The organism is Methanobrevibacter sp. (assembly GCF_017406825.1).
Taxonomy (GTDB): domain Archaea; phylum Methanobacteriota; class Methanobacteria; order Methanobacteriales; family Methanobacteriaceae; genus Methanocatella.
Map to the genome: position 1 here is coordinate 1 of NZ_JAFQXT010000027.1, position 20,428 is coordinate 20,428.

At 36.3% G+C, this 20,428-nt stretch carries 14 protein-coding genes; 9 read left to right on the forward strand and 5 right to left on the reverse strand.

Translation table 11 applies throughout. The annotated features are described in order from the left end of the window. From IJF99_RS04485 to IJF99_RS04500, 4 genes are all read left to right on the forward strand, one after another. A partial coding sequence (locus tag IJF99_RS04485; RefSeq protein ID WP_292792499.1) for an ATP-dependent DNA helicase occupies nucleotides 1-2,472 on the forward strand: 2,472 nt, incomplete at its 5' end. A 37-nt stretch (nucleotides 2,473-2,509) separates the two neighbouring features. Further along, a complete protein-coding gene (locus IJF99_RS04490) occupies nucleotides 2,510-3,475 on the forward strand; it encodes a hypothetical protein (protein ID WP_292792501.1) in 966 nt (321 codons plus the stop codon). Nucleotides 3,476-3,647: 172 nt separating this feature from the next. Further along, on the forward strand, nucleotides 3,648-4,850 hold the full coding sequence (locus IJF99_RS04495) for a DNA repair exonuclease (RefSeq protein ID WP_292792503.1): 1,203 nt from the start codon (nucleotides 3,648-3,650) through the stop codon (nucleotides 4,848-4,850). A gap of 2 nt (nucleotides 4,851-4,852) precedes the next feature. Further along, nucleotides 4,853-7,600: an SMC family ATPase gene (locus IJF99_RS04500; RefSeq protein ID WP_292792505.1), complete on the forward strand. Its 2,748-nt coding sequence runs from the start codon at nucleotides 4,853-4,855 to the stop codon at nucleotides 7,598-7,600. Nucleotides 7,601-7,618: 18 nt separating this feature from the next. Here IJF99_RS04500 and IJF99_RS04505 read toward each other — a convergent pair whose 3' ends face one another. After that, nucleotides 7,619-8,014, reverse strand: coding sequence for a nuclease (locus IJF99_RS04505; protein ID WP_292792507.1), 396 nt, complete (start codon nucleotides 8,012-8,014; stop codon nucleotides 7,619-7,621). 97 nt (nucleotides 8,015-8,111) lie between these two features. Between IJF99_RS04505 and IJF99_RS04510 the strand changes: the two genes are divergently transcribed. The 3 genes from IJF99_RS04510 to IJF99_RS04520 all read left to right on the forward strand — a co-directional run bounded on the left by IJF99_RS04510 (nucleotide 8,112) and on the right by IJF99_RS04520 (nucleotide 11,317). Next, nucleotides 8,112-9,392, forward strand: a complete 1,281-nt coding sequence (locus tag IJF99_RS04510) for a Mur ligase family protein (protein ID WP_292792509.1) — start codon at nucleotides 8,112-8,114, stop codon at nucleotides 9,390-9,392. A gap of 65 nt (nucleotides 9,393-9,457) precedes the next feature. Next, nucleotides 9,458-10,645, forward strand: coding sequence for a hypothetical protein (locus IJF99_RS04515; protein ID WP_292792511.1), 1,188 nt, complete (start codon nucleotides 9,458-9,460; stop codon nucleotides 10,643-10,645). A gap of 18 nt (nucleotides 10,646-10,663) precedes the next feature. Beyond that, nucleotides 10,664-11,317: an NTP transferase domain-containing protein gene (locus IJF99_RS04520; RefSeq protein ID WP_292792513.1), complete on the forward strand. Its 654-nt coding sequence runs from the start codon at nucleotides 10,664-10,666 to the stop codon at nucleotides 11,315-11,317. Here the strand turns inward: IJF99_RS04520 and IJF99_RS04525 are convergent. Genes IJF99_RS04525 through IJF99_RS04535 form a run of 3 tightly spaced genes read right to left on the reverse strand, consistent with a single transcriptional unit; the run spans nucleotide 11,309 to nucleotide 15,685 of the window. Next, nucleotides 11,309-11,986 carry a DUF169 domain-containing protein gene (locus IJF99_RS04525; protein ID WP_292792515.1) on the reverse strand — a complete coding sequence of 226 codons (678 nt, stop codon included), beginning with the start codon at nucleotides 11,984-11,986 and terminating at the stop codon, nucleotides 11,309-11,311. The two genes, IJF99_RS04520 and IJF99_RS04525, sit on opposite strands and share 9 nt — an antisense overlap. 25 nt (nucleotides 11,987-12,011) lie before the next feature. After that, entirely contained in the window at nucleotides 12,012-13,232 is a 1,221-nt protein-coding gene (locus IJF99_RS04530; RefSeq protein ID WP_292792517.1) for a PD-(D/E)XK nuclease family protein, read from the reverse strand. 8 nt (nucleotides 13,233-13,240) lie between these two features. Further along, nucleotides 13,241-15,685 (reverse strand): DEAD/DEAH box helicase, encoded by a 2,445-nt coding sequence (locus IJF99_RS04535; protein ID WP_292792519.1) that lies wholly within the window; start codon nucleotides 15,683-15,685, stop codon nucleotides 13,241-13,243. A 198-nt stretch (nucleotides 15,686-15,883) separates the two neighbouring features. Between IJF99_RS04535 and IJF99_RS04540 the strand changes: the two genes are divergently transcribed. Beyond that, nucleotides 15,884-18,742, forward strand: coding sequence for a DEAD/DEAH box helicase (locus IJF99_RS04540; RefSeq protein ID WP_292792521.1), 2,859 nt, complete (start codon nucleotides 15,884-15,886; stop codon nucleotides 18,740-18,742). On the opposite strand, the gene IJF99_RS04545 is transcribed toward IJF99_RS04540, so the two are convergent. Beyond that, nucleotides 18,739-19,887 carry an aldo/keto reductase gene (locus IJF99_RS04545; RefSeq protein ID WP_292792523.1) on the reverse strand — a complete coding sequence of 383 codons (1,149 nt, stop codon included), beginning with the start codon at nucleotides 19,885-19,887 and terminating at the stop codon, nucleotides 18,739-18,741. The two genes, IJF99_RS04540 and IJF99_RS04545, sit on opposite strands and share 4 nt — an antisense overlap. A gap of 157 nt (nucleotides 19,888-20,044) precedes the next feature. Between IJF99_RS04545 and hypA the strand changes: the two genes are divergently transcribed. Next, the gene (gene hypA, locus IJF99_RS04550; RefSeq protein WP_292792525.1) at nucleotides 20,045-20,422 is read left to right on the forward strand and encodes a hydrogenase maturation nickel metallochaperone HypA; all 378 of its coding nucleotides are present in this window, start codon (nucleotides 20,045-20,047) and stop codon (nucleotides 20,420-20,422) included. The last annotated feature ends 6 nt before the right edge of the window (nucleotides 20,423-20,428 follow it).

The window sequence follows — 20,428 nt, forward strand, 5'->3', positions numbered from 1 at the left end:
ATCAAGCAAAATCATTTTCAATGTGATGTCTATAAGGCAAGATATTTGCAGATTGCAAAATCATACCGTGATTGGATAGAGTTGATGGAGAGCGAACATGTCTGCGATCAGAACTATCTTTTGGTCAAGGCTCTGGAAATATTGTCCGATGAGAATAATCTGAAACAGGTGCAATACCGTAATGTCTTAATCGATGAATTTCAGGACACTGATGCCATTCAGATGCAGATATTTGAACTCATGAGAAGCATATCCGATACATTCACTGTCGTTGGAGATGCTGACCAAAGCATCTATTCATTCAGGGCGGCAAATCCTAAATTCTTCAATGATTATTCAGAAAATGATGAATTTGAAAATAAGATTCTTATCAACAATTACAGATCCACTTCTGACATTGTAAAGTTTAATGAGGAGTTCATTCGTGAAAAACGCGTAAACCAAAAGGATTTGAAGACAATAAATAAATCTAAAATGCCGGTTTATTTGCTTGAGAATTCACGTCCGGAAGATGAATATCGCGGAATTGCTTATATCATTAAAAACTTAAAGTCTTCCGGCAAGATATCCAAATATAGTGACGTATGCATCCTCTTTAGAAGCCATAAGGATAAGAAAGATATTCTTGAAGAGTTTGAAAAGGAAAAGATTCCATATTACCTTAAGGGAATTGATGATTTGATTTATCAGGATGAGGTGAAAGCCGTATTGGCGCTTTTATGGTACATGCTGCCATTCAATCCAACACGGATATCCTATTACGGCGACGGAGGACAGTGGATTAACCTGTCATCTTTCACGGACAAGTATTATGAGGCATCAAAAGTGTTCAAATTATCCAAAAAGACCCAGGACATATTGAATGACATAGAACTCATGTATCATGCCAATGTATTGAATATTAAAAATGACTTCGAGGCAATGGATTCATCATCAAAGTCAAATTCAATCATGGATGTCGTTCGAGACTATTCGGATGATACCTTAGATGAAATATTCAAACGGGTTGGTGTCATCGATTTAAGTTTATATTCTCGCGATGAACTTAAGTCCATTGGCATTACGGATGAACACGATTTGGACCTCTTTGAAGGATTGAATGATTTAAAATCATCTCTTAGTGAAGTTAGATTAACCTGTCTTCAGGTATTCTATGAATTAATAAAAATCACAGGCTATGCTGATGAACTGCTGTCCCGAAATGACTTTGAAGCAAAAAAGGCGGCATTGAACTTGGCATTGATTTCTGAAATAATCTCCGATTATGAAAATATCATGGGAAAATATGATTTAATAGGATTATTCAATTACATATATCGTTCACTCAAATACTATTCATGTCCAATCAATGAAGAGGAAGACAACTCACAAAAGGTCCATATCATGACTGTTCACAAGGCAAAAGGCCTGGAATATCCTGTAGTGATTACGGCGTCCATCAAGGACAGAAGCTTCCCGCTCACGTTTTCAAAACAGCGCAAAGCACATATTTTCAATAACTATCCTGTTTACCCAACGCCAAATGAATTCCTGAAGTATAAGGTATCCGAGGATAAGGAGCCTTATGAATTCAACAGGGAAGAGGAAAGAGTGATGTATGTTGCAAATACCCGTGCAGAGGAATTGCTGATATTGTCTGCGGTAATGCCCCGCACAGGCAGCAAAATACCTAAAGTCCTGCAGGACTTTGAGAATGATTTGGTTAAGATAGAGCCAACGGATGTATTTAAGATGAAAAAGGTCACTTCACACACGATTCGCGATACTAATCTGTTTAACCAAATAGACTTTGAAAGTATACTGGACGATTATCTGTTCTGTCCGTTAAGATACAATCTGGAGTCCAATCTGAAGTTCAAAAATCCAAAAAACATTAATAAATTTGTCGATTCTAAAATTAGGATAATTGTCAACCGCCTTCACAATGACAAGTTCATGACCGATTGGGACAGGGAAAGTATTGAAAATCTTGTATCGGAAGTTATCAAATCATACTCATTTTCATCAGGCGAAAAGAGCTTAAAGGAACTTTTTAATAATTTCGCTGAGTACTGGCAGGTCTATGGCAGGAACTTCGACGTTGTCAGCACTGCCCATCCGGTCAGTTTAGAGCTAAACGGCCATGACATAAACGGAGTGATCGATTTGGTTATAAACGACGGTGACGGCGTGAGTCTGGTTCACTTTATCAGGACACGTGATGAGATGAAAAACTACCATTCCTTTTATATGGAGCTTCTGAATTATTATGCATTGGCATTAAGCGAAAGGGAAGACGTCAAGGTTGAAAACCTAATATTATATGTTTTGGATGAGGGAAAACTCTATGAAAAGGAATTCATTGAAAATGAGTTCACAGTCGAGTTCTTAAGTAGTGTGGTTAAAAATATTTCAGCGGATAACTACTCCAAACATCATGTTAACTGCGACAAATGCGAATTCAATGATTTGATTTGCCAAGCCAGGAGATAATAATCTATTTATTAAACTATTTTTAAATTAATAATTAATGATTTCCAATATTCCTGACGAACTAATTTTTGAGACAATAAATAATAAAGTCAAATTCTCCCTTGGAGACATGTCGACCGGTTGGTTGGACTGTGATGATTCATTTATCCAGAGGATTGATGAAAGCAATATGAATAAGATTTTCTTAACTCAACATATTGTCAAGGAAATCGAAATTAAAAATGTTCTGGATGAGGGAATTAGTTTTTTAAAATCAGGCAAATTAATTAATGCCATAGGCAATTTCGATGAAGTGTTATTTTATGATCCTGAATATGCCAATGCATTGTTATACAAATCATTTGCTTTACGGGGCCAAAAACATTTTGTAAAAGCATTAAGACATTATAAACATGCTGTCAAATGCGATGCGGGACTCAAGGATATTGACTATCACAAAACCCTTTTAAAGGAAGCGAACAATGAAAGGGATAATTTTCCAAAGTTAAAATTGAATATCTTCGCTGGCGATGAGTACTTTGCAAAAGGGGAATATGGGAATGCGGTTGATAGTTACAATAGGGCGCTGGCAAATCCATCCAAATTCAAGGAGAAAATATTATCAAAATTATTAAACAAAAAAGCGACAGCATTGATGAAATTAGAAAACTTCAACGAAGCTTTGGATTGTTTTAAAGAGTCACAAAATGTCAGCGTTAATGATTATGCTATCTTCGGTGAAGGCGTCTGTGAGCATCAGTTGGGGATGCAGGTCTGCGATGAGTTCAAAACAAAGTTGGATATCACTAAAAAGCAGATGTTGAAGCAAATCCAAATCCTGAACAAAAACGGTTATTTCGCCGAATCTTTAGCAATCAACGATTTTTTGTTTGAAAATCATTTCATGATTGATGATTTCTATTTCAAATTGTTGAATGCTCGTAAATATGCTATGAAAGAACTGGATATGGATTTAACTAAAATTAATGAGATTATTAATCAGATTGTAGAAAAACCGCTTTAAGATAAATCTTGATATTTCTTTCTATTTTTTACACATCAAAATCAATATTGAATACTTTGCAAATGCTCTCTTGGCAAAAGGTTAAATATTATTAGGTTAGATTATTAAACATTAAATGCTTGTTAAAGTGTTTAAATTGGTTATAATACACAAAATTAAAGAAGGTAATATAATGAAATTTGCACATTTAGCAGACACTCATTTGGGTTACCGTCAATACGGTTTAATTGAACGGGAAAAGGACTTTTATGAAGTGTTTGAAAGGGTTATAGATAAAATAATCGAGGAAAATGTAGACTTTGTAATACATAGTGGGGACTTATTCGAAACCTCAAGGCCGTCACCCATTGCGCTTCTGACTTTCCAAAAGGGATTGCTGAAACTTAAAGGTGCTGGAATTCCAATGTATGCTATTGCCGGAAACCATGATGCGGTAATGCGTAAAGGATCCATTCCTCCACAGGTAATCTTTAAGAAATTAGGTCTTAAAGTAATCAGCACTATCAATCCCACTTATATGCATGATGATATATTCATTGCAGGACTGCCTTTTTTCCCGGCTTCACATGGCAAAGCTTTAAAAAGTAAATTGGCGGAGTTATCTGAAAAAGCAACACACCATGAAAAGTCAATCCTAGTTTTACACCAGGGAATAGACAAGTATTTCGGTTACAATTATGAATTGGAAATAGGAGACATTCCGGATAACTTTGACTATTATGCGATGGGCCATATTCACAAGTATGTCAATGATAAATTCGGAAAGGGCAGGCTGGTTTATCCTGGATCCAGTGAAATTTGGAAAACATCAGAAATTCCGGATTATCATGAAAACGGTAAAGGTTTTGTGGTTGTTGATTTGGACGGCTCAAAACCGATAATTAAAAGAGTAAAAATTGAAATGCCAAGGCAATTCATCAAAAAGACGATTGATTATTCTAGCTTAGAGAGTGAAATCTTATCAATAAAAGAAGCTATAAAAGATTTTGACAAAAAACCAATTCTATCTCTGGAAATAAATAATGTCGAATCCGATACTAAAGTGATTTATGAGATTATTAATGAAGAGTTAGGCGATTTGGCACTGATGATTAGGCCAAAATTCAATCTGGCAGGACAAGACCCAATACTTGATGATGAATCAAGTTCTGATATGAGCCCTGAGGCGCTATTGGTTAAACAGCTTGAAAAATATGACAATACCGATGTAAATATTCTGGCCACAGACTTATACGGTTTGTTGTCTAAAGATAAAACAGAGGAAGCCAGTGAGTTAATCAGTCAGTTTTATAATGAACATTATTCCACAGTCACTGAAGATGCTGATGAGGAACCTCCCGAAGGGGATGAACAGACAACACTTGAGGAGGATTAATAATGATTTTCAATAAATTAAAATTAAACAATTTCAAATCCCATGAACATACAGTAATAAATTTCGATAAAGGAATCAGCGTTATTGTTGGAGAGAATGGAGCTGGAAAATCAACAATCCTTGAAGCAATAAGCTTTGCATTATTCAAACAGCACACAGGTAAAAAGATAGATGATCTGGTTAGGAATAATGCTCAATCCATGTCAATTGAATTGGAATTCACATCTAGCGGTAGAGATTATAAGATTGTTCGCATGAAAAAATCAAACTTAAAATCTTCATTGTTTAAAAGAACATCTTCAGAAGGAGGATATGTACATGTCTGCACCGGGGATAAAGAGGTCGCAAATGAGATTCGCCAAATACTGGATATAGACTCAGATTTATTCCTCAATGCAATTTACATAAGACAAGGGGAAATTGCAGAACTAGTTGACAAGACTCCTGCTGAGAAAAAAGCATTAATTAATAAACTATTGGGTCTGGATTCCCTTGACAAGGCATGGAAAAATCTCTTACCATTGATTAATGATTATGAAAATCAATTAGCTGAACTAAAAGGAAAATTATACAACTCTAAAGAATTGCGTGAAGAATACGAAACTAAAAAATCAGAGTTGGATACCCTTAAACAAAAAGGCCATGAACTTGAAAGTGATATCGAAGAGGTAAATAAGGTTTTGGATGAAATGGCTGAAAGCAAACGCAATATGGAAATTGAAAAGGAGATTTTTGAAAACCAGAAGAATAGTTTGGAAGCCGAAAATAATACATTATCCAAGTTAGAAGATGAAAAGGTAAGAGTCCAAAACGATTTGGATAAGGTTCGCGAGTCTGAAGTTGAAATTGAGAGGCTTGAAAAATTTATTTCAAAACTGGATATCTACCTTGATTTTGAAAAAATTGTGGGAAAAATCAGAACATTGAAAAATCAAGAAAAGGAAATTGAAGAAAAATTAGAATCAATTGCGGCTCAAAAGGATATACTTTCAGATAAAAAAGATGGTTATAACAGTTATTTGTCATCTGAAGATGAAATCAATGAACTCAATAATCAAAAAACTGATCTTGAAAAGGAACTGGCTAAAATGGCCAAGCTTGAAACCGATAAAAAGGAATTATTGAGACAAATTGAAGATGAAAGAAATGACATAGAAAAATTCTTCTCAAAGGCAAAAGATACCTTGCAGGAAAATGGTCTGGACCAGGACGAATTGGCTGAAATCGATGACTTGAATCATCTGGAGGAATCTACAGCCAAATTCAGTGATGAGATATCTTCCAAGATAGATGATTTGTCAAAAGACATAACCTCTAAAAGCGAAGACATCGTTGTGTTCAAACAGAATATCAAAGCCTGCGAAAAACCTCTTGCCGAATTGGATGGAATTGACAATAAATGTCCTGTTTGTCAATCAGATATTGATTCAGATAAGAAGAAGGAATTGACTAAACAATATACTTCTGAGATTACTGAAAATAAGAAATTAATTGCTCAAAACGAAGAAAGTCTTCGTTTAATGACTAGGAATAAAAACAGATTTGAAGAAAAACTTGAAAGTCTTTCCGGATTATCTAAAGAGATTATTGAATATAAGCAAAAATTCCATCAGTTACAAAAAGAGTTGGTTAAACTAAATAAAATCGATGAAGACTTGGAATCTAAAGAGCATATTAGCGACAAACTCGGTGGAATAATATGGGAAATCTCCAACAAGAGATCAAAACGTGAAGTTTTCAAAGAGGACCATGATGCATATATTCAGGCCCAGGGAGCTTTGGATGCTTTAGGTGATGAAACCGAAGTTCAATATAGTCTAAAACAAATTAAAAATGAAATCGATGTTCAGGTTGCCAATATCAAATTGCTCATGGAACAGGACCCTCATTTAAGTTCCGACATCAGTGCAGAAGAACTTACAAACCGCATTGAAGATTTAAAGCAGAAGAATGAGGAGTATAACCAACACAAAGGTTTTGTTCAAAATAAACAGTCATTGATGGCTCAGATGGATTCTATTAAGGATGATATCGGAATGTCCATAAATCAAATTGACATCCTTGAAAATAAGATTAAAGCATCCGCATTTAATCAGGAAAAATATGAACAGATATTATTTAACTATGAAAGATATGAAAAAAGAAAAGAAGTGTCTTCAACTGAACTTTCAGAAATTAAAGGTCAGGCACGCGAATCAATAAAGGTCATCACTGATTTGACCAACAAAATCAGAAAGTCAAGCAAATTCGAACAGGAGTATAATGACATATCAGATTATATTGACTTATTATCTCATATTAGGAGTTTATACAGTAAAAACGGTATTCAAAAGGATTTAAGAAATATTTCAAGGCCAATGATTCAAAAACACACTAAAGAATTCTTCAATGAGTTCAATTTCAATTATTCCGATTTGACGATTGATGACGAATATGATGTGACAGTATACGGTCCTGAAGGGGAATCATCAATGACAATGGTCAGCGGTGGCGAAAAGATAGCCATTGCACTTGCTTTAAGATTGGGTATTACTCAAGCGATGGCAAATGGTGAATTGGATACTATCTTATTGGATGAGCCTACAATCCATTTGGATGCTTCAAGAAGGCATGAACTGATCAATCTATTGAAAGAGATGTCTTCCCTGCCTCAAATGATTATTGTAACTCATGAGGCTCAACTTGAGAATGCTGCCGATAATCTGATAAAAGTAGAAAAGGAAAATGGTATTTCAAGAGTAATAATGTAAATTCATTATTACTTTTTTTTACATTGTATGGTGTGCGTCTTTGACTGAATCTACAATGCAGTTGGCATTCCATCCAACGATGGTTGCAGCATTTTCTTCGAGTATTTCAGGAACTTCCTCAAGTCCGTATGGCCTTACTAAAACTATTGGTATATTATATTCTTTGCTGGCATTCAAAAGGTCTTCAAACAATTCCTTATTGTCTTCATATAATCCGGCTAACATGATTATTGCATCTATTTTGCTGTAGAATCTTTCTCCTGCTGCTGAATATGACCCTGATATTGATTCTTTCCAGAGGAATTCTACTTTTGAATATAGTTTTTCTGTAAATTGCGCATATTCATTATTTTTATCGAAACCGTTTGTGATAATTAAGTTGTAAATTTTGTCATCTCTATCATCTTCGAACATCTAAACACCTTGCTTTAATTTTAATCGTCATCTTATAAAAATATTTATTAATTCAAAAAGTTAAGATTATATTATAATTATTTAGGAATTATTTTTTATGAGAGCCGCTGTAATAGGATTGGGAGTAGAAGGTAAGAAGGCTGTTAATTCCCTTTTAAAACATGGATGGGAAGTTTATGCTACTGATTTAAATATTAACATTGATTTGAATGGTTTGAATTTGCCTTTGTTGGATATGAATATGATTGATGACAATCAAACAGTTTCCATTGTTGGGGACAATATCACTGTTGATTTAGGTTTTACTAATTCCTATGCTATTGAGGAGTGTGATGCAATAGCTTTTAGCCCTAGCATGTACGGAGGCTCTTTTGCAGAAAAGCTATTGGAAAACGGAAACCTGTTGAGTGATGTTTTAGTAAATCATAAAAGCATTTTCACTATTGGAATTACCGGAACCAACGGCAAAACCACCACTGTCCACATGTTGAAAAATATTCTGGAAAGTGCCGGCAAAAGGGTTTTGGTTGGCGGAAACGGTGGCGGAGGCTTTTCCGGATATTATGATCTTATTCTTGAAGCCGAAGAAGGCGATTATGATATTCTTCTTGTAGAGGTTTGCGATATGACTCTTGACTTTGCCAATTACTGTTTTGATTTTGATATGGTCGGACTTACTAACATTGGAAATGACCATATGGATGTGCATAAGACCATTGCGAATTATAAGAATTCATTGGTCAGGTTTTTCACAGGAAAAACTATTTTTACAGCTTTCAATCAGGATTTCAATGCCGATTTTAAGGATGTGGCTAAAAAATATGTTCCTTATTTTGCCTATCAGGATGAACTTCAGCTAATCGGTAAGTTCAATCTTCTAAATGCCGGTTTGGCCACAGCCATTGCGACTGAGCTGAAAATATCTAAAGATGTCATCAGACAAACTCTTGCTAATTTTAAGGCCGTTGTGGGTCGTTTGGATGTCTATAAAATCAATGATGCTGATGTTTATGTTGGAAAAACAGATAATTCTGATGCATTGGCTTCCGTTTTAAAGGAAAGAGATTTTTATGCATTGTTTATCGGCACTCCAAGACATAATGAAGTGCATAGGCTGGATATACTGGATGTGGCCGTCAAATATAATCCGGAGGTAATCGTACTGTTTCCGGGATTGGATGATACATTGGATATTGCAATATATAGATTACATTCCTTGGGTTATATGGGAAATATCATAACGGTTAGCACTCTTGACCAAATCATCGAATTGGTTGCGGAGTACTCTCATGAAGAGGCTATTTTCATTGGAGGCAATGGTCAAGATACGATTATAGATATTCAAGAAAGAATCAAATTAATTTCCGAAAAGTTATGATAGTCAAAAACCTTTTTATATAATGTAGAGTATATTTATATATGTGTATTAATTAGGTGTATAAAATGAAAAACGGTTGGAGAAAAATTTCTATTACAATTTTGATAGTATTAATTTTTTTATGTATATTTGTAGCTTTCACTAGTTCTGCAACTACAAATTATACCGCTGAATCCGTATCTAAAGATTATAATCTTCCTATCGGCCAGTCAATGTTTGAAAATCAATCCATTGTCGGTACAACTGAACCGATTGAAGTTCCTTTAATATCCAATGCAGGATTTTTACTTCATCAACTTTTAGCTTTAGATTTGCAGGGTATCTTGCTGGCCACTTCAACAGGAGTAGTTCCGTTTGACTTTTCAACTGTTGCTGCAGAGGGCATTGATTCTTATGGTAATGTTGTTGATGTGGACGGTCCTGGATTTTTAACCTATGCCGGTGATAAACTAACTGTTAAAGAACCTGACAATTACGTATGGGCTTATAGTGCTCCATATAAATGGTTGGAAAAAACCGAAAATGGAATAGATATTTACGAAGATGGCAAACTGGTTAAATCTGTTCCTGTAGACCAAATTAGAGAATTGGACTATAAGAATGATTATTATAATGGCACCACTATTGCAAATTGGTATAATTATGATGCTAAGGAAGGTTCTACATTCACTTTGGAAAAAGGAATGGTTGCATTTTCCGATGGAAGAAATAATATCAGTTCCGCTGACGTTACCAAAATATTCGGTAAGGATGTAGTGGATTACGCTTTTGAATATCCAACTGGTTCTCCAATCTTATTATATGTTGGAAATTACACAGAAGAAGATGGGGAAGTCTATGGTACTTCATTGGGTTCATATCCTGAATACGGTAATGCCGTTAGGGAAGTGAATGCAAGACAATTTGTGGAAGCGTGGAATGGAACTATCATTCCTCCTAAGTCAACATCAAGTGGAAAGGATTATGTTTACTTCGAATCCGCTAGCGATCCTGAAGCGCCTGGTGGAAGTGCAGCTCATGGTGTATGTCCGCCGGCTAGAGCTTTAAGGGCTGCAGTTACTTCTGAAGGATTTGACTTACCTGTAGGCATGAGCTGGGATGAAAATGCAGTAATGTTCGGTTACAATCCTGCACAGGACATAACAGTAACCAATAACCATGATTATCCTGTCAAGCTCCATATGTGGACTGAAGGCGAGGGCACAGGAATGGGCATTTATTGCCAAGTAATAAGATATATTCCGAATGATTAATTTCATTCTCTTTTTTTTATGTCAATCTCAACTATTATTACAGCGGCAGGTAAAAATTCTAGAATGAGAAAGGATCAGCTTTCCCGTGGAATTGAATTGACCAATAAACTGATTTTGCCATTCAATGGCAAGACCGTTATAGAGACAACTATAGACAATGCATTATCCTTGAATATAGATGAATGTATTGTAGTGCTTGGTCATTTTGCTAGTGAAATAAAAGAAGTTATTTTTGATAATTATAAAGGCGATGTAAAATTCATTGAAAACAATCCTGTTGATGTAGGTTTATCAGTATCATTATATAATGGTTTGTCAAATTCAACTTCCGATTTTGCATTGTGCATTACCGCAGACCAACCGACCGTCACAACAGAAACATTCAATAAAATGATTGAAGTAAGCCGTAACAGTGAAGACCCATTTAAGACCATTTCAATTCTACGTAGAAGAAAAACAGGTTTGCTGGATACCGCTGAAGGTCTGGGAATGCCTTTCGTAGCGCCCCGTGAAAACCTAATGAAATATCTTGAAAAAGAAAACGATAATCTAAATCCGATTTTGCGTAAAATTTTCGATGACGGTTATACGTTTTACGGAATAAAAGAAAAAAATGAAAAAGAGTTGTTAAACATCAATCATTATGATGATTATCTAAAACTCTTAGATTGATTCAAGTCCTGAAATAACTTCCTCGATCTTAGCCTTGCTAATGCCCACTGTCATTTCATTATCTTTAATGTCAGCTGCTTTTCTGGATCCGTCACAGCCTAAAGTGAAATTAACTCCTTCTGATAAGTAAGGATTAGCAAATGCATCACCGCATAATGACTGAATGCCTGCAAAGGACGGGTTGATTTTCTCACCAGTCTTATAAACAATACTTTGAGCGAGTTTCATTCCACCAACAGGTTCGGTTATGACCTGAATCACGTCAGCTTCAAAGTCAGCTTCATCCAATGGTGCATAAATCATTCCCCAGCTAATGTCTTCAATAATTGAAAGTTTTCCTGTAAGTTTTTTAGCGGTTTCCAAATCTTGGAATCTGCCCAATGAGAAGTATTTTTCACCGTTTGCTAATTTTTCAGGCATATCCCTAAGTCCGATGGCTCCTGCTCCTCCCAAACATAGCTGCTCATCAATTGTTGAGTAGAATTTGTTTCCTAATGAGGCTTTTCTAACCATTTCGCAATGCCTGATTTTTTCATCAATCAAATCATAGCCTTCGGGAAGGTCCTCTTCAGTTTTGATTAATTTCATTGCCACAGGTTTAGCATCAAGCTTGATTTTGCTTTCGATTACTTCACAATATTTTTTGTTTTTCTCCAAATTGTCTGCCATACAATCACCTATATTCTTATTTGTATTATGGAATTCTTATATCTTTGTTTTTAACACTGTTATTTTTACAGAATGTTCTGAAATCACAAGCACTGCAAGTTCTCTCATCTGATTCGGCCTTCCAGGCTTCCTGTATCTTACAGCCTTTCATTTCCCTGATTAATGAATCTTCTATTTTGGCAACTACACTGTCAAACTTCAAAAGGGCATCATTTTTTTCATTTTCATCAACATTTATGATTCTGATGGAACGGCTAATCTTAAACTCATCACTCAATTCAGGAGCTTTGTCTTCCTCTTCCCAATTTCTGATTAAATCAACATCTCTTTCGAATTCACATCCGACATCAGTCAGATTGTTCTCAAGTTCATCCTTGATTAAAGCCAAATCCTCTTTTGACGGAACAAGTTCATTCAAATAGAATATGATTCCGGCAACAATGGGTTTTGAATCTTCCTGTTTGGACCTGAGCCAGGAATATGTAAGAATCTGCTGTTTATGATTTTCCCAGTTGTCTTCAACATTTAAGTCAGTTACAACTGAAGGCGGCCTTTTCATTCCTTTATAATCGATTATTATCTCATAATCCTCATTATCCTTATAACCAGCTATCCTTTTTTGAAATTCAGGATCCCTTTTGAGAAATTTAATAATAAGATTGTCAAAATTGTCAAGGTTGCTCTGTTCCAAATCATTTATCTTAATTGAAGTCAGCACATCGACGACACCGTTAATTCCATAATAATTGGACCTGCTGATATTTTCATTATAGTTAGGCATCTGTCTAACTCCTTTGATAAGGAGCTCTGAAGAGTCAATTAATGGGAATAAATGTTTTCCCCATATATTAATCGCCTTTTCGGCTCTAGCACTGGCTAATTTTTTGTGGTCATGCTCGTTTAAATCATCTATTTCCGGATGATTTGACATGCTGAAAAACAAATCCTCATCATAAGGATAGAGGCCCCTGACTTGAAGCCTTAAATCGATCTGCTCTTCAATCGGCCTGATGTTTTCCAGCCAGTCCCATGGAAATTGGGTCTGTTTGTATTTCCAATCCAGAAATGCTTCTTCCAGAACTCCATGAATGAATTCTCCAAACCATCTCTGCACAGGTTTTGAAGGGGGCAATGTTCCCTTATTCTGGTATCTGTATTGTAAATTGCAAGTCAAAAATGAAAGCAGGTCTCCTGTCAGGCTATATTCCGGAATTTTATAGGGTCTAGATTTTGCAGGCAGTTTCATATTTTCACCTAAATTAAGTATATCTCCTTAAATCCAACATATTTTTCATCTCTACTCCATCCAAGAGCGATATTTGGAATATCAAAATGGTCATTTTTCTTGTTGTATCCTTCAATGGCCGAATTGAGTCCCACAAGCAGCAATACACTTTCAGCTCTTGAAAATGCAACGAAGTATAATCTTGTCAAATCATCAAATAATCTGTCTTTTTCACTTCTTTTGCTTTCTCCAAGTGAACTGTGCTGTCTTATGCTGTCTTCAATTGTCATGTTGTCTTTAATGGATTTTGGGAATCTTAAACGTTGAGTTCGAATGTCATTTGTTTTGAATCTTGAACCTACATCCACTATTACCAATGGGAATTCCAATCCCTTGGACTGGTGGATGGACAATACATTCACCCTATCGTCGGGCAAGGTCTCAAGCAGCGATTCGTCAATTCTGACCCCTCCGGTTGAAAGGGGAATGAAAATGTTCCAAATGGCTTCCAGCACGGAATCCTTTTCCTGCTTCTCGTTTCTGAATGAAATATTTGAATGATAATCATTGAAAAATCCGGTTTGGGTAATTGATTTGGTTATGGCTTCAAGGTATACAATTCCTTCAACGTCATCCTGAAGGTCTTCAATCCATGTTGTTATTTTGTAGGCAAGTTCCATTAAACTGGCGGTTTTGGGCCATTCGTCATGCCCTCGCGGTCTTCTAAGCTGCCAATAGGTCACGAATTCAGACAAAGTTATTGGTTGACGAGGTTCAGGATTCAATTTGATGTAGTCCTTGGCTTTAAGTCTCCATATGTTCATATTTCTTTTGGCTAAATTTGGAATGGTTTTATCCGAATTCTGGAAACTTGCTCCGGGGTCTATACATTCAAGCATCAGGCCGCAGAAGACTCCCACTATATCTATTTCCTGTAGGTCAATTCCTCTAGGATTGAAAATTTCGATAGGTTGTTTGAATTTTTTAAGGTTTTTCCTCAAATAATAAAGGAAGGAACGATTTCCATGATGCACTTCCCTGGGGGAATATGATAGGATGGCAATATCCGAAGCGGATCCATATTCACCATCCAATCTGAGTTTTATTTTAGGAATATGTTTTCCCAATGCCAGGTTTTCACTTCTCAACTGTTGCAGTTTGGCAATATCGATTGCACCGTTCATCTTTTCATAATATTCCTTGTTTAAAACCTGCAACACTTTCAAGTCACATTCTCCTTTATTTATCAGTTTGTTTAACAATATGGACAAGTCCCTTGCAAGCATTTCGGGGTTGTTTCTAAACATTCCCAATATAGGCATTTTATCCTTTTCAAAATCGGGAGCTATAATTTTCGGTTTGTTTTCAACTCTGGCGTTTTGATATTCGGAGTCGAGTTCTGCAAACTGATTGCAGTGAGCTATAATATTTTCAGTTGACCTGTAATTGGTCTGCAGGTTAATCTCTGCAACATCAATTCCTAGGCGTTGCCTGACACGGTTTTTGTAATCGGTGAACAAGTCCACGGTAGCTCCTCTGAAGCGATACAGGGATTGGTCGTCATCACCCACTACAGTAATGCTGCCGCCATTTTTAAGGGCGCTTTCAGCTATGGTGAAGTAAATGTCCTCCTGAATAAGGTTGGTGTCCTGATATTCGTCAATAAGGACAATTTTAATCTCATCTAAAAAGTTTTCCAGTTCACCACTTTTTAGTTTATTTAAAAATAATGATTCAAGCATTGCAAAGTCAATCGTATTCCTTTTTATTAATGTTGTTTCATAATCCCTAATGCAATCGAGCGCAATCTGCTGACCGCTTCCCTTTTCGGTTTTTTGATATAACTCATCAATGTCTACCTGATCATAATAAAGTCTATTTTTAATTTGCACAAGTATTTCACTCATTTTTGATGGTTCTTCCAGTGCAGACCTTCCACTTAACTCTTTGAGGTATTCAACTAATTCCTTTTTCAGATACTTTTCATTTTCAATAAGAATCTTCATCATGGCTGAGTTTGCAACGAATTCTTCAATCACTACAGACTGATTTTCACCGGGTTTTTTATTGTCCCGAAGCAATTCCTCAGCCACGCTGTCGGTTGTACCGATCCTGATTTGGTTGAAGTCAATTCTGTCAATTTTTAAGAGGGTGTCGAAGTTTTCTTCATCGATATTGTCTATTAGATGGGTTTTAATTTCATCTCCCCATCCAAGAATTCTGGAATGCAATTCTTCAGCCGCTTTTTTGGTGAATGTTGTTGCCAGTATCTCATTTGGATTGATGTCATCAACAAAAATGTATTTTAATATTTTAAGAACCATTACGGTGGTTTTTCCGGAACCAGGTCCTGCTACGATAAATAATGATTTATCTCCATTGGCCAATATTGCATTCTGCTGGTTCTGATTTGAAGAGATATCCCTTTTTAGCGTATTAACTATAATATCCTCAAATTCCTCATATGAAATCATTTAAGTACCTCTTAATTTAATTTATATGATTAACTTATTTAAATAATATGAGAGAGCATTTGCAAACTAATATTCTTGAAAAGAAATCTGTTGTGCGAAAGTTATTTCATAATTAATACTTATCAAATGCTCTCTCATCTGCTTTATATACAATCATTGACAAGAAATATAATCATAATTATTTAAGGGTTTGGATTTATGGATGAAGTAAGCAATATTGACATGTTTAAGAATGATGTGAGGTACAGGGAAAATATAGCTCATATTGAAACAATCCCCGCTAAAAAGGCCAGTTTCAAAAAAGTAGATAATCTAAACGAAAGGATTGTTGATTATCTCTCATCAAAGGATGTGAAGCTATACCGACATCAGGCAGATACCTATGAATCCATTCAAAACGGGGAAAATGTCATCATCACAACCCCGACCGCTTCCGGAAAGACCCTCGCCTTTAACTTGCCCATAATGGAAACAATGATAAATGATGAGGATGCAACAGCATTGTACATCTATCCTGCTAAAGCATTGTCTAATGATCAGCTGCATGTTCTGGAAAACCTGGAAAGGGAACTGGACATCAAAATCAACCCAAGGACATATGACGGCGATACGCCACGCGAAGAAAAAAGGGGAATACGCGAAAAATCAAGAATTGTTTTAACCAATCCATATCAGCTGCATCTCATTTTGGCATGGCACCATCAGTGGTCAAGGTTCTATAAAAACTTAAGATACATTGTCATTGATGAATCCCATTACTACAAGGGCGTGTTCGGTTCCAATGTGGCGTTTCTGATTAAAAGATTAAAGAGAATTGCTAATTTTTACGGGTCATATCCCCAATTCATATTGTCCTCAGCGACACTGGCAAATCCTCTGGAGCTTGCCAATCGTTTAACCGGTGAAGATTTCGTTCTTGTTGATAATGACACATCACCAAGCGGTGAAAAGGACTTCATCCTTTATAATCCATTTAAGAATTATGTGAGAAATAAAGTCAATTCCCAAAATGCCCCTTCAGTCCATATGGAAACGGAGAATATATTCATGTATATGATGTTAAAAAACATCCAGACATTATGCTTCACAGTTTCAAGGAAGACAACCGAACTGATTGCAATGTGGGCTAAAAATGACATGACTCAGGTTAAAGGAAAGCTGGCCCATAGAATTGCAGCTTACCGTGCAGGTTATCAGGCTCAGGAAAGGCGTGAAATCGAAGAGGGACTTAAAAGCGGAAAATATTTGGGAGTGACATGCACCAATGCCCTGGAATTGGGAATTAATATAGGTTCTTTGGATGCAGTAATCATTTCCGGATATCCTGGAACTATGATATCAACATGGCAACAAGCCGGAAGGGCAGGCAGAAGCAATCAGAAATCTTTAGCAGTCCTTATTGCTTTTGAAAATCAGCTGGACCAGTATTTTATGAATAATCCAAAATTCTTCTTCGATAAGGCTCATGAAAATGCAATCATCGATTTAACAAATCCTATATTGCAGGAGGCTCATCTGTTGTGCGCTGCCAAGGAATTGCCCCTTCAAAGGGGAGAGGCAGAAAAATATTTCTCAATATCCCAGGATGTAATCGACGGGTTGGTTTCCAAAAAGGACCTGCATGAAAATCACAGGGGGGATTTCATGTATCCTTATGATGACAATCCCGCAATGGACCATTCCCTTGATCAGATTTCATCACAGGAGTTTAGGGTGATGAATAACGGCAACCTTCTTGAGACTATGGAAAAATCTCAGGTTTATCGTGAAGCTCATGAGGGAGCCATTCTAATCAACAAGGGAGATACCTATGTTGTAAATAGCGTCAATTTGAAAAACGGATATGTCAACGTATCCAAACAGGCGGTTGATTATCATACGATGGTTCTAAATCAGACTGACATCAACATTAAAAGGAAATTGTCAAAAACAAAATACGGCAATCTGACAATACACTTTGGAGAGTTGACTGTCCGGGAAGATTACTTCAAATATAAGAAAATGCAATTTTCAAAAGTGATTGGAACGTATCCTTTGGATTTGCCTCCTTTGAAATTCAACACCAAGGGATTATGGTTTACGATACCTAAACAAGTCAAGGACACTCTTGATGACATGTTCCCAAATGAAGAGGAAGTGTTTGCAGGAGGATTGCACGGTGCTGAACATGCTTTAATCGGATTGTTCCCGCTCCATACAATGTGTGACAGGTTTGACATTGGAGGATTATCCACCAATTACCATGAAGATACTCAGGAAGCAACAATATTTATTTATGACGGTTATGAAGGTGGAATTGGAATATGTGAAAAAGCGGTTGACGTATTTGTTGATTTGCTTAATTCAACCATCGACCTTTTGGATAACTGTCAGTGCCAAAGCGGCTGTCCGGCTTGCATTTACTCACCGAAATGCGGAAATGACAATAAGCCTCTGCACAAAAACGCCACCAAATTTATCCTGGAATACATGTCTAAACTGATTTCAAATGAGACTATAGCTGAAAAAGAGGAGGTCAGTGTTGAGGAATCCGACGAGTTCGATGATTTCGCTGACGCATTAAAATTGTATGAAAAAGGGGATTATTCGGCTTCAAAAGATGTGTTAAATAGTGTTCTTGCCCATAACAATCAACATTCACAGGCTCTGGCTTTAATGGCTAAGATATTATATGAACAGGACCAGAGGGATATAGCATTGGTTTTTGTCAGAAAATCATTATCATGCGACAGGTCCAATGAAATGGCAAATGAGCTTGAAGTTCTGCTGTCAAATAAGCCTCAAAAGCCTGATGTTATAGTGGATTCTCTTGACGATATCGATACATTATATGAAGAGGCATATGATCTTTACGCCCAGGGAGATTTGGAAACATCTTTTGAAATATTGGAAAAACTTCTTGATTTTGATGATAAGAACTCAGAGGCACTTGCATTAATGGGCTTAATTTATTACCACTCGGGAATATTTCCAAAGGCAATTGAATATTATAAGAAAGCTTTAAAAATAAATAAAAATGGTGAAATGGTTAATGAATTAAAGATGAGGGTTTCCTAAGGGGAGCCCGCATAAGGTGAGAATCCTTCTGTAAAGTGTTCGCATACTTTTTCCAGTTCATCGGGAATTTCGATGTGTTGGGTACAATGATCAACACAAGTTCCGCAGAATGTGCAATCTTCGGCGGAAACTTTTTCATCAGCAAGTTTATCGAAGTATAGTCTGTAGATATTGGATTCCGGGCGATTTGTGCTTATGTTGTATAAACTGAAATATTCAGGAATAGGAATCATTTCGGGACAGACATCCACGCAATATCCGCATTCGCTGCACGGTACAGCAACACTGGAGTTAAGTTTTTCGGCCATCTTTTCTAAAAATTCTGTTTCTTCACCGCTCAGCGGTTCGAAATTCTCGAATGTATCGCAGTTGTCAAGCAAATCATCCATCTTGCTCATCCCACTTAACACGATTTTAACGTTTTCAAGTGATGCGCAGAATCTCAATGCAAAGCTTGCGATTGATTTTTCTGGATTGAATTCTTTAAAGTCATTCCTTATTTCGTCATTAGGGTTTACGATGACTCCCCCTTTAAGGGGTTCCATAACATAAACGTCAATGCCATGTTTTACGCATAGGTCGTAGCATTTATGGGCTTCAATTGCAGGGTCCTCCCAATCAAGATAGTTCAGTTCCAATTGGACAATATCCATCATGTCACCATATTTTTCAAGAACCTCTTCAAGTAGGCTTGCATTGTCATGGAAACTGAATCCGATTTTTCTGGCAATTCCATTTTCCTTCATTTTCCTGACATATTCGAATGTGTTGTGTTTTTCGGCAAGCTTATACCATGGGGTGTTGATGTTGTGGATGAAGAACACGTCAAAATAATCAATGCCTAACCTTTCAAGCATTTCATTGACGAATCTGTCGTTATCATCTTCGCTTGTCAATGCCCATGTCGGCATTTTGTCGCAGATCTGGTAGGATTCGCGGGGATATCTTTCAACCACAGCTTTTCTTATGGCCACTTCGCTGGTTCCATTATGATAAGCGTAAGAGGTATCGAAATAGTTGAATCCTTTATCCATGTATATGTCAACCATTTGGTTGAATAAATCCTGGTCTACTGATGTAGGGTCATTTTCATCGGTTAAGGGAAGCCTCATGCATCCGAAACCGAATTTTGATTTGTAAGTCATAATATAATCTCCTTGATATTAACTTTATATAAATTAATATATATTTGTTGTTGTTATCAACATTCAAGTATTACTTGCAATAAGGTCATATATTAAATACTTTTATAAGTAAATAAAACTAAAATGTAAGTATTAATGTTTGAATAGGTGTAAAAAAATGCACGAATTATCTATGGCACAGGGCATTATCAATGCAGTGCTGGAAACTGCAGAGGCAAATAATGCAACTGAGGTAAATGAAGTAACTGTCGAAGTAGGCAGATTAGCTATGATTAATCCAGAACAATTGGAATTCATATTAGGTGTTCTAATAGATAATACAATCATACAAGATGCGGAAATCAAATTTGAGGAAATTCCTGCTGAAATACAATGTCATGATTGTCAGTTTAACGGTGAAGCCATACTGGATGACAGTGACCATTATGCTCCGCTTGTCAAATGCCCTAAATGCGACAGTTTAAATGTAGAGACTTTAAACGGTAAAGATATTGTCGTTAAAAATATTGTTATTGAAAAACCTGATGATACTTAAAATAAT

What these genes read in the sequence shown, in the direction of transcription:
- IJF99_RS04510 (WP_292792509.1), top strand. Translation starts at nt 8,112, where the DNA reads ATGAGAGCCGCTGTAATAGGATTGGGAGTAGAAGGTAAGAAGGCTGTT.
- IJF99_RS04495 (WP_292792503.1), top strand. Translation starts at nt 3,648, where the DNA reads ATGAAATTTGCACATTTAGCAGACACTCATTTGGGTTACCGTCAATAC.
- IJF99_RS04525 (WP_292792515.1), bottom strand. Translation starts at nt 11,986, where the DNA reads ATGGCAGACAATTTGGAGAAAAACAAAAAATATTGTGAAGTAATCGAA.
- hypA (WP_292792525.1), top strand. Translation starts at nt 20,045, where the DNA reads ATGCACGAATTATCTATGGCACAGGGCATTATCAATGCAGTGCTGGAA.
- IJF99_RS04490 (WP_292792501.1), top strand. Translation starts at nt 2,510, where the DNA reads ATGATTTCCAATATTCCTGACGAACTAATTTTTGAGACAATAAATAAT.
- IJF99_RS04505 (WP_292792507.1), bottom strand. Translation starts at nt 8,014, where the DNA reads ATGTTCGAAGATGATAGAGATGACAAAATTTACAACTTAATTATCACA.
- IJF99_RS04515 (WP_292792511.1), top strand. Translation starts at nt 9,458, where the DNA reads ATGAAAAACGGTTGGAGAAAAATTTCTATTACAATTTTGATAGTATTA.
- IJF99_RS04500 (WP_292792505.1), top strand. Translation starts at nt 4,853, where the DNA reads ATGATTTTCAATAAATTAAAATTAAACAATTTCAAATCCCATGAACAT.
- IJF99_RS04520 (WP_292792513.1), top strand. Translation starts at nt 10,664, where the DNA reads ATGTCAATCTCAACTATTATTACAGCGGCAGGTAAAAATTCTAGAATG.
- IJF99_RS04535 (WP_292792519.1), bottom strand. Translation starts at nt 15,685, where the DNA reads ATGATTTCATATGAGGAATTTGAGGATATTATAGTTAATACGCTAAAA.
- IJF99_RS04530 (WP_292792517.1), bottom strand. Translation starts at nt 13,232, where the DNA reads ATGAAACTGCCTGCAAAATCTAGACCCTATAAAATTCCGGAATATAGC.
- IJF99_RS04545 (WP_292792523.1), bottom strand. Translation starts at nt 19,887, where the DNA reads ATGACTTACAAATCAAAATTCGGTTTCGGATGCATGAGGCTTCCCTTA.
- IJF99_RS04540 (WP_292792521.1), top strand. Translation starts at nt 15,884, where the DNA reads ATGGATGAAGTAAGCAATATTGACATGTTTAAGAATGATGTGAGGTAC.